9 protein-coding genes are annotated in these 8901 nt (G+C 57.2%); 2 read left to right on the top strand and 7 right to left on the bottom strand.

Annotated features, from left to right (window positions below; genetic code table 11):
* Nucleotides 1-29: 29 nt before the first annotated feature.
* The 7 genes from R6U90_RS12045 to R6U90_RS12015 all read right to left on the bottom strand — a co-directional run bounded on the left by R6U90_RS12045 (nt 30) and on the right by R6U90_RS12015 (nt 6517).
* Nucleotides 30-443 carry an ATP synthase subunit I gene (locus tag R6U90_RS12045; RefSeq protein ID WP_410352941.1) on the bottom strand — a complete coding sequence of 138 codons (414 nt, stop codon included), beginning with the start codon at nt 441-443 and terminating at the stop codon, nt 30-32.
* Between the two features lie 151 nt (nt 444-594).
* Complete coding sequence (locus R6U90_RS12040) at nt 595-1503, bottom strand: ParB/RepB/Spo0J family partition protein (RefSeq protein WP_410352940.1); 909 nt, start codon at nt 1501-1503, stop codon at nt 595-597.
* Between the two features lie 2 nt (nt 1504-1505).
* Nucleotides 1506-2327: a ParA family protein gene (locus R6U90_RS12035; protein WP_410352939.1), complete on the bottom strand. Its 822-nt coding sequence runs from the start codon at nt 2325-2327 to the stop codon at nt 1506-1508.
* A gap of 24 nt (nt 2328-2351) precedes the next feature.
* Entirely contained in the window at nt 2352-2993 is a 642-nt protein-coding gene (gene rsmG, locus R6U90_RS12030; protein ID WP_410352938.1) for a 16S rRNA (guanine(527)-N(7))-methyltransferase RsmG, read from the bottom strand.
* Between the two features lie 18 nt (nt 2994-3011).
* Nucleotides 3012-3467 carry a DUF302 domain-containing protein gene (locus tag R6U90_RS12025; protein ID WP_410352937.1) on the bottom strand — a complete coding sequence of 152 codons (456 nt, stop codon included), beginning with the start codon at nt 3465-3467 and terminating at the stop codon, nt 3012-3014.
* 165 nt (nt 3468-3632) lie between these two features.
* Nucleotides 3633-5531: a tRNA uridine-5-carboxymethylaminomethyl(34) synthesis enzyme MnmG gene (mnmG, locus tag R6U90_RS12020; RefSeq protein ID WP_410352936.1), complete on the bottom strand. Its 1899-nt coding sequence runs from the start codon at nt 5529-5531 to the stop codon at nt 3633-3635.
* 152 nt (nt 5532-5683) lie between these two features.
* The gene (locus tag R6U90_RS12015) at nt 5684-6517 is read right to left on the bottom strand and encodes a CHAD domain-containing protein (protein ID WP_410352935.1); all 834 of its coding nucleotides are present in this window, start codon (nt 6515-6517) and stop codon (nt 5684-5686) included.
* Nucleotides 6518-6613: 96 nt separating this feature from the next.
* On the opposite strand from R6U90_RS12015, the gene R6U90_RS12010 reads away from it, so the two are divergent.
* Nucleotides 6614-8491, top strand: coding sequence for a pyruvate kinase (locus R6U90_RS12010; protein WP_410352934.1), 1878 nt, complete (start codon nt 6614-6616; stop codon nt 8489-8491).
* A 135-nt stretch (nt 8492-8626) separates the two neighbouring features.
* Nucleotides 8627-8827 carry a (2Fe-2S)-binding protein gene (locus R6U90_RS12005; RefSeq protein WP_410352933.1) on the top strand — a complete coding sequence of 67 codons (201 nt, stop codon included), beginning with the start codon at nt 8627-8629 and terminating at the stop codon, nt 8825-8827.
* The last annotated feature ends 74 nt before the right edge of the window (nt 8828-8901 follow it).

Here is an 8901-nt window from a genome sequence, read left to right as displayed (position 1 = left end):
CGAAAACTGTTCTCCGCCGCCGCGCCGGGTTATCGGGCGCGTAACGGGCGGGCAAAAAAATAGCCGAGCTGGGCGGCGATGAAACCAATCAATATCCCCGCGGCTTCGATCTCCAGGACCACCATGCCCAGTAGCAGCAGGGCCACAATAGTGATCAGGCGAAACAGTGTGGCCTTGTAGAATTCGGCCATGCGCAGCACGTTGTTCGCCATGCCCGCCTCATCGTCGTTTTCTGTCGCCAGACTGATACGCCATGCGCCGACCAGGGCGCCGGCGATTCCTATCGCGCCGCCATACAGTGTCGCCAGACCAAAATCCATTCCCTTCTTCAGGAAAATCACGATCGCGGCCGTCGTACTCAGCGCCACCTGAATCAGGATTAACCTCAGAAGTGTGCGTCGGAAGGCAATCTTCGCCGCATTGGGCATGCCGAAGCTGGTCACTTGCGTGTGCCCTCCGAGCGGAACCTCAGGTATCAGGGGCGCGTAGTATATGGGGTCCCCCTGGCAGGGTCAATGATGGGTGTATCACTGAAATTTATCTGACTTTCGCGGTCAGTTACAGACAAAAAACGATTATATTACTTTATTAGCATTATTTAATATGGGCCAGGATGCCATCCAGCTCATCCAGGCTGTTGTACTGGATGACCAGCTTGCCCTTGCCTTTATTATCGGCCTGGATCTGCACTTTCGCCCCGAGTTTTTCCGACAGGTCCGCTTCGAAGCGGCGAATATCGGGATCTTTGCCCTCGCTCGCCTTTTTCGGTTTGGCCGGCTGGGATAGTTTACGTACCAGATTCTCGGTCTCGCGCACCGACAGTCCGCGCCGCGCCACCTGCCGTGCCGCCTCGATCTGAGCGCCACCCTGCAGGGCCAGCAGGGCCCGGGCATGACCCATTTCCAGATCCTCGGCTTCCAGCAGCTCCTTTACCGCCGGCTCCAGACTCAGCAGGCGCAACAGATTGGATACGGCGGCCCGCGAGCGACCGACTGCATCGGCGGTCTGCTGATGAGTCAGGCCGAATTCCTCGATCAGCCGCTGCAGGGCCATCGACTCCTCGATGGGGTTCAGTTCTTCGCGCTGGATATTTTCGATCAACCCCATCGCCATGGCGGCCTGATCCGGCACATCACGCACCACCGCCGGAATCTCGTGCAATCCGGCCAGTTGCGAGGCCCGCCAGCGTCGTTCACCGGCAATCAGTTCGAAGTGACCGGCCTGACTGTGCGGGCGCACCACGATCGGTTGCACCACACCCTGGGCCCGGATTGAGTCGGCCAGCTCCTGCAGACTCTCTTCGGGAAAATCGTGGCGCGGCTGATAGCGGCTTTTATGAATGACATCCACCGGCAGCATGCGCAGGTGATCCCCCTGGGGATGTTGATCGGGCTCGGGCAGGGCCACTTCCCCTTCTTCGGTGCTCGTTTGCACCGGCGGCGAGGCGGCCGCCCCCAGCAATGCATCCAGCCCGCGACCCAGTCCGCGTTTCTTACCGGCCATGGTTAACCTGCTCCTCCGGCGCTAGCGCCCAGTATATTGGCTTCCTGGCTGCCCAGCCCGCCCTGATCCTTGCGCAGGATCTCCCCGGCCAGCGCCAGATAGGCGAGCGCCCCACGCGAACTCTTGTCGTAATTGATCACCGGCAGACCGTGACTGGGCGCTTCGGCCAGGCGCACATTACGCGGGATCACTGTACGATAGACCTGCTGCGGGAAATGGAAAATCAGCTGCCCGGAAACATCGTTGGCCAGATTGTTTCGCGGATCGAACATGGTGCGCAGCAATCCTTCCACTTTCAATTCCGGGTTCACGCTGTTGCGAATGCTGTCGATGGTATTGAGCAGGGCCGACAGCCCTTCCAGCGCATAATACTCGCACTGCATCGGGATCATGACTGACTGGGCCGCCACCAGCGCATTGAGCGTCAACATGTTCAGTGAGGGGGGGCAGTCGATCAGAATGTAATCATACTTATCCCGCACACTTTTAAGACAATCGCGTAATTTGCGCTCGCGATCGGCGCTGTTCATTAAAGAGACTTCCGCCGCGGTCAGATCGCTATTGGCCGGCAGCACGTCATAGCCGATGCCCTCGGCTCGCTGCAAAATCTGTTCGACCCCGGCCTCGTCCAGCAACAGATCGCAGGTGGTCAGAGGCAGGTTACTTTTGTCCAGGCCGCTGCCCATGGTGGCGTTGCCCTGCGGATCCAGATCCACCAGCAAAATGCGGCGTTTGGTTGCGGCCAGGGAGGCGGCCAGATTGATGCAGGTGGTGGTCTTGCCGACCCCGCCTTTTTGATTGGCAATGGCAATGGTTCTGCCCATAATCTGATTCCCCTGTATACCGGCTCAGTGCCGGCCGGCGACATGCCGGACCACTAACAGATGACGCTCCGCTTCCAGTCCGGGGACGCGTAATGAATGGCTTGTTTCCAGCTCGAAATCTGCGCTCAGATCATCGAACTCCGCCACCGGGTAGGCCCCTTTCATAATCAGAAACCGGCCATCTGGCCGGCACAGGTGGCGCGCGCCTCGTATCAGTTCCCCGAGGGTCGCGTACGCACGTGCAATGATAGTATCGAAGCCCGCTGAGGATTGGAACTGCTCCACCCGCGAATGTACCACAGATACATTTTCCAGCCCCAGTTGCGCCACGGCCTGGCGCATAAAACGGACCTTTTTGCCATTACTGTCGAGCAGGGTGAACTGTCGCTCGGGACAGACCAGTGCCAGCGGAATGCCGGGCAGACCGGCGCCGCTGCCCACATCGAGAATCTGCTCGCCATGCAGATAGGGCATCACCACCAGCGAGTCCATCAGGTGACGGGAAATCATCTGGGTCGGCTGGCGTACCGCGGTCAGATTGTAAGCCTGGTTCCATTTTTCCAGCAGAGCAATGAAATCCAGCAGCTTTTGTTCAGCCTGCGGCGGCAGGGAGAAGGGGAGTTCCCCCGCCCGCCGCGACAGCTGATTCGACAGTGCGGTTGTCACTGTACGGCGTACTCGCGCTCAGTCGGCCACGGCCGCATTGGTGAGCTTGTCCAGTGCGCCCTGCATTTTCTGGATAACCTCGGAACGGTTATCGATGCCATGACGCCGGGCAATGTACTGCGGGTCGTTGTAGCCCAGCCAGACCTGACCGTCCGCATCTTTCCATGCGAGTGCCTTCATGGGCAGGTCGATGCCGGCGGTCTGCTCGGCGGTAAACATGTGACTGCCCAGTTTCGGATTACCAAACAGCAGCAGCTCGGTGTCGCGCAGCGGGATCCCGACTTCCTCGGCCTTGGCCGAATGGTTCCAGCGGGTCACGATACCGATACCTTTTTTCTGCAGTACATTTTCCAGCCGATCGAGAGTCTTGGCGACGCTGTACGGACTTTGCTTGACCACCAGTCCCGACACATCAACGGCCCAGGCCACCGGTAGCAGACACAGACTCAGAATAAGGATAGATAGACTTTTCATAGGGTTTCCTCCTCCAGTGGATTGTTGTTATAGCGAAGCCGAATGAGGCGGGGATCGCCTGCGAGCACCGGACTTCACTGCAGACCTCTCCCGATCTGCCGCCACCATTGTAGAGATCCGGGAAGAAACATCCCATGACCGGATACGCTTTTCAGGCCGCTTTTTTTAAAGCGCTTTCGTCGCCTCGACACCGGACTGCCGTTTTTTCAAGTGCACCAGCAGCAATGAGAGCGCCGCCGGCGTGACCCCGGAAATACGTGCTGCCTGACCGAGGGTGGCCGGACGGATCCGGTTGAGTTTCTCGCAGACCTCGGCGGACAGGCCCTTGACCGCGTGATAATCCATATCGCCCGGCAGGGTGGTCTCTTCATGACGACGTTGACGGGCGATCTCCGCCTGCTGGCGCTCGATATAGCCCGCGTACTTGGCCTGTATTTCGACCTGTTCGGTGACTACCGGCTCCGGCGGGTGTTCCCTCTCGCCTGCCAGCAAGGCCAGATCGGCATAACGCACTTCGGGGCGACGCAACAGATCGTGCAGGGTCGCCTCGCGCGAGAGTTTCTTGCCCAGTAACTGTTCCTGTTTTGCCAATGGGATCTTCTCCGGATGCACCCAGGTCGAACGCAATCGCTGCAGCTCTTGTTCGACCGCCTCGCGTTTTTGTTCGAACGCCACCCAGCGCAGGTCATCGATCAGCCCCAGCTTGCGACCGGTTTCGGTGAGGCGCAGATCGGCATTGTCCTCGCGCAGCATCAGCCGGTATTCGGCGCGACTGGTAAACATGCGATAGGGCTCCTGGGTACCGGCGGTAATGAGATCATCCACCAGGACGCCGAGATATGCTTCATCGCGTGCCGGACACCAGGGGGCTTTGTCCTGCACCTGCAGGGCCGCGTTGATCCCGGCCAGCAAGCCCTGCGCGGCGGCCTCTTCGTAACCGGTGGTGCCATTAATCTGCCCGGCGAAAAACAGCCCCGGCATGTGTTGGGTTTCCAGGGACGATTTGAGATCGCGCGGGTCAAAATAATCGTATTCAATGGCGTAACCGGGGCGGGTAATGTGCGCGTTTTCAAAGCCGGCAATGGAGCGCACCAGCGCCAGCTGCACATCGAAGGGCAGGCTGGTGGAGATACCGTTGGGATAGACCTCGTGGGTACTCAGCCCCTCGGGCTCGACAAAGATCTGGTGGGCGTTTTTGTCGGCGAAGCGTACCACCTTGTCCTCGATCGACGGACAGTAGCGCGGCCCGACCCCTTCGATCTCGCCGCTGTACATGGGCGAGCGATCCAGCCCGCCGCGAATGATCGCGTGAGTCAGTTCACTGGTGTAGGTGATATGGCAGGGCACCTGCGCCGGATGCTCTGCGGCCTTCCCCATATACGAGAAGACCGGCAGCGGATCGTCGCCATGCTGGGCTTCCAGTTGGGAAAAATCGATGCTCTTGCCGTCGAGCCGCGGCGGGGTGCCGGTCTTGAGCCGATCCACGGTGAAGGGGCGCTCACGCAGGCGCCGGGACAGGGCATTGGCCGGTGGATCACCGGCACGGCCGCCCTCGTAATTGGACTCGCCGACATGAATGCGCCCGCCCAGGAAGGTGCCGACCGTCAGCACCACCGCCCGGGCGGCGAATTTCAATCCCATCTGGGTCTCGACCCCGACCACCCGATCGCCCTCGACGATCAGATCCTCCACCGTCTGCTGGAACAATGTCAGGTTGGCGGTGTTCTCCAGTTCCAGGCGTACCGCCTGTTTGTACAGGGCGCGATCGGCCTGGGCGCGGGTGGCGCGCACCGCCGGCCCCTTGCTGGCGTTGAGGATGCGAAACTGGATCCCGGCCCGGTCCGTGGCACGGGCCATCAGCCCGCCCAGCGCGTCCACTTCCTTGACCAGATGGCCCTTGCCGATGCCGCCGATGGCCGGATTGCAGCTCATCTGGCCCAGGGTCTCGATGTTGTGGGTCAGCAGCAGGGTGCGCACGCCGGCCCGGGCCGCGGCCAGCGCCGCCTCGGTGCCGGCATGCCCGCCGCCGACCACGATGACATCGAATTTATCCTGATAAAACATGTGCCTGAAGCCTTATGAATCGGGTGCGGTATTGTACGCGGCTGTTTACTATTTCGCCATCGGGGTAACCCTCTGGCGGGCGATGCCTGTTGTGCAGAACGGCGTTCCGGTTCGATGTATCGACCGGGAGCGACCTGACACTGGCGTCAATCCTATCCGGCATCCCTGTTTTGCTGGCGACACCATTTGCGATACAGCTTGTCCGATTGGGTCAGATATTTCTGCCGTTGAGCGTCGATATAGTCCTGCACCCGCTGCCAACCCGCCGGCTGAATCTTCTCCCTTGTTAATTTGTTGATGCCTGATTCACCGAGCATTTTTTCCAGCACACAATAATCATGAATTCTACCCAGCCTGTTACCGAGCTTTTTGAGTTTCTTTGTCGGCAAATCCATATCAAAGCCAGCGTCGGACAGAATCCTGACCTGATAAAACAGTGTTTTTATCTTTTTTCTAAGCTTGTGCAACTGAACACAGTCCGCTTTATCCAACGCCTTGTGCCCTTTCTTACATATCTTGCCTGTTTTGGCAGATAGATATTCAGCTAATTTCTTTCTCGACAGCCTGATCGATGGAAGCTCCTCAATCATCACCACAACAACCTGCCCTGAGCGCCGCAACTGAGCCGGCTCTGAACCCGGCGTTTGATAAACCTGATCCAGAAGCTTCTGAATCAAGACAAAGCTTTCTCTATGGGCAACGTCCTCTTCTTTGGCTACTTTGTCGCGCAGGATCCCGCAGACAACATCATGGTCCCGTTGGCCCGACAAACACTGGCTCATGGATTTGAGGTGCTCGTTTATAGTCGTGACCGGCATATCCGAGTCGGATAAATCCCGAATCAGCTTCAACAGCGAACGGAGTTTTTTTATACATACCCGAACCCGGTGTATCTGTTTCTCATCATCCGGCTCACCTCCCTTTAACCATTCCCTTATTGGTTCGGCATTTATGGTGAGCAGAGTTGTCATATTCACTTTCGGCATAGTAAGCGCCACTTATCTTCTCGGACTTTAACCGGTCAAACACGCCCGTCACAAAACTGCAATATTAGCTTCAAAATTCCCGGTTACGGTTTCAACATGGAATCATTATATCGTGACGATCACTATAGCAAGCTGAAACACCTGCAGGACCAGATCCATCGGCTTGCTCGCCATGTAGTCCAGCACGGTGCCTATCGGCTGGCGAAGCAGCCGGCCCCGGCGCCGCCGGAAACCATCAATAAAAGTATTGTTAATCTGGCGCACTATCTGGCCCTGCGTGAAATCGATTTACGACCGCTGCAGGAAGAACTGGCGGAAGCGGGGCTCTCCTCACTCGGGCGTGCCGAAGCCCATGTCTTTGCCAATCTGAGCAATATCATCAATATTCTCGGAGAGATTCTTGGCGATCCACTGCAACTCGACCCCGGATTGCCGTGGCCCGGCTTCAGGGAAGGTTTCGAGATACTGGATCAAAATTCAGACCAGGCACTGGGGGCATCACCGGCTAATCGAATGACTCGGATCATGGTCACCTTATCCAGTGACACGGCTCATGATTACAGGGCTGTCTATGATCTGATTCGTGAAGGGATGAATATCGCCAGAATCAACTGTGCACATGATAATCCGTTTACCTGGCGATTGATGATTAAGCATGTTCGTCAGGCCAACCGGGAGCTGCACTCATCGTGCCGGGTTTTGATGGACCTTGCCGGACACAAAATCCGTACCGGACAAATCAGGCCTGCAGCTGATTCGACCGTTTTCAGGTACAACAGAAAATCTTCTGCCAGCGGAAGAGCGGAGTTCGCCATTGTGCCTGTCAGACTTGCAAATGAGCCAACCACCCGCGAACCTGATATTCATAACACTTTTATCGTGCCTGACGCGATTTTCAGTCAACTCGCCGAAGATGATCGACTTTGTTTTGTCGATGCCAAAGGCAAACGGCGTCATGTGACAATCGCCACCATCACGCAGCCTGACTTCATATCTGGTTTTGCGCACAAAAATATTCGTCTTCTGGCGAACACGGTTATTGAATGGCAACGCCTGAGCGGCGACGCCTATAAAACCCTGCAGTCATTTCACTATCCTGAAGTGAATAATCTGTCAGGTAACATTCGCCTGCATGCTGGTGACGTTTTGCAGCTTCACAAACAATCAGATCACGGCCACCCGACTGAATATGGTGAAAACGGAGAATTGCTGGCCCCGGCCAGCATCGGCTGTACCGCACCGGAAGTCATCGATATTCTCGAACCGGGCGCACCTGTCTGGTTTGATGACGGTAAAATCGGTGCCCGGGTTATCCAGAAATTCGATGATTACCTTATCCTGCGTATCACCCGGGCCGGTCCCGCGGGCGCCAAACTAAAACCTGACAAGGGCCTCAACTTTCCCGGCACGAAACTCAACCTGCCCTCTTTGACCGCCAAAGACAGAATGGATCTGGATTTCATCTGCCTGCATTCAGATATGGTGGGTTTTTCTTTTATCGAAACAGCTGATGATATGCATGAACTTATCGCCGAGTTGGCCAGTCGCAATTCGAGCGACATACCTGTCGTTGCCAAGATTGAAACGACGGATGCCGTGAAAAATCTGCCTGATATCCTTTTCGCCAGCATGCTCAGCACTCACCCGTTCGCGGTGATGATCGCCCGTGGCGATCTGGCCGTTGAACTGGGCAGCGTGCGTATGGCTGAAATACAGGAAGAAATACTCTGGCTATGCGAGGCCGCTCATGTACCGGTTATCTGGGCAACTCAGGTCATGGAATCGATCGCCAAAACCGGGGTTCGCTCCCGCCCGGAATTTACCGATGCCGCCATGAGTGTACGTGCGGAATGCGTCATGCTGAACAAAGGGTCCTATATTCTCGATGCGCTGCGCTCACTGAGTGCCGTGCTGAAAATCATGCAGAACCATCAGCGCAAGAAAATTTCACGCCTTCGCGCCCTGCACTGGTAACCACCCCAGCGATTGAACCGGACAAGGGCTCCCGGCTGCCTTGCAGAGGGATAAACCAGACAAATAATAGTATTGACAATCATTCTCATTTAGATATAGTGAAGACAGGATTAACTACCCGGCAGGAATCACGCAATGTATGTTTGTCTCTGCAAAGCCATCACCGACACCCGGATCCGCGACGCCGTCATCGACGGGGCCGACTCCCTCGCCGACGTGCGCCGGGATCTCGGCGTGGCCAGCAACTGCGGCTGTTGCGCCAAATGCGCCCGCCAGCTTATCCGCCAGACCAGGCAAGAGATTGCCAGTCTCGACGAGGCCTGCCAGGTAGCCTGATCACCCCCACAATATGCGGGGTTGCAAACCGTCCCCCCCGCCCCTTACTTTTTTCTACTTCGTGCCCCGGGCGG

It is taken from the genome of Thiohalophilus sp. (assembly GCF_046483665.1).
Classification (GTDB): domain Bacteria; phylum Pseudomonadota; class Gammaproteobacteria; order UBA6429; family Thiohalophilaceae; genus Thiohalophilus.
The sequence above is the reverse complement of the archived record's forward strand: the minus strand, read 5'-3'. Positions and strand labels throughout refer to the sequence as shown.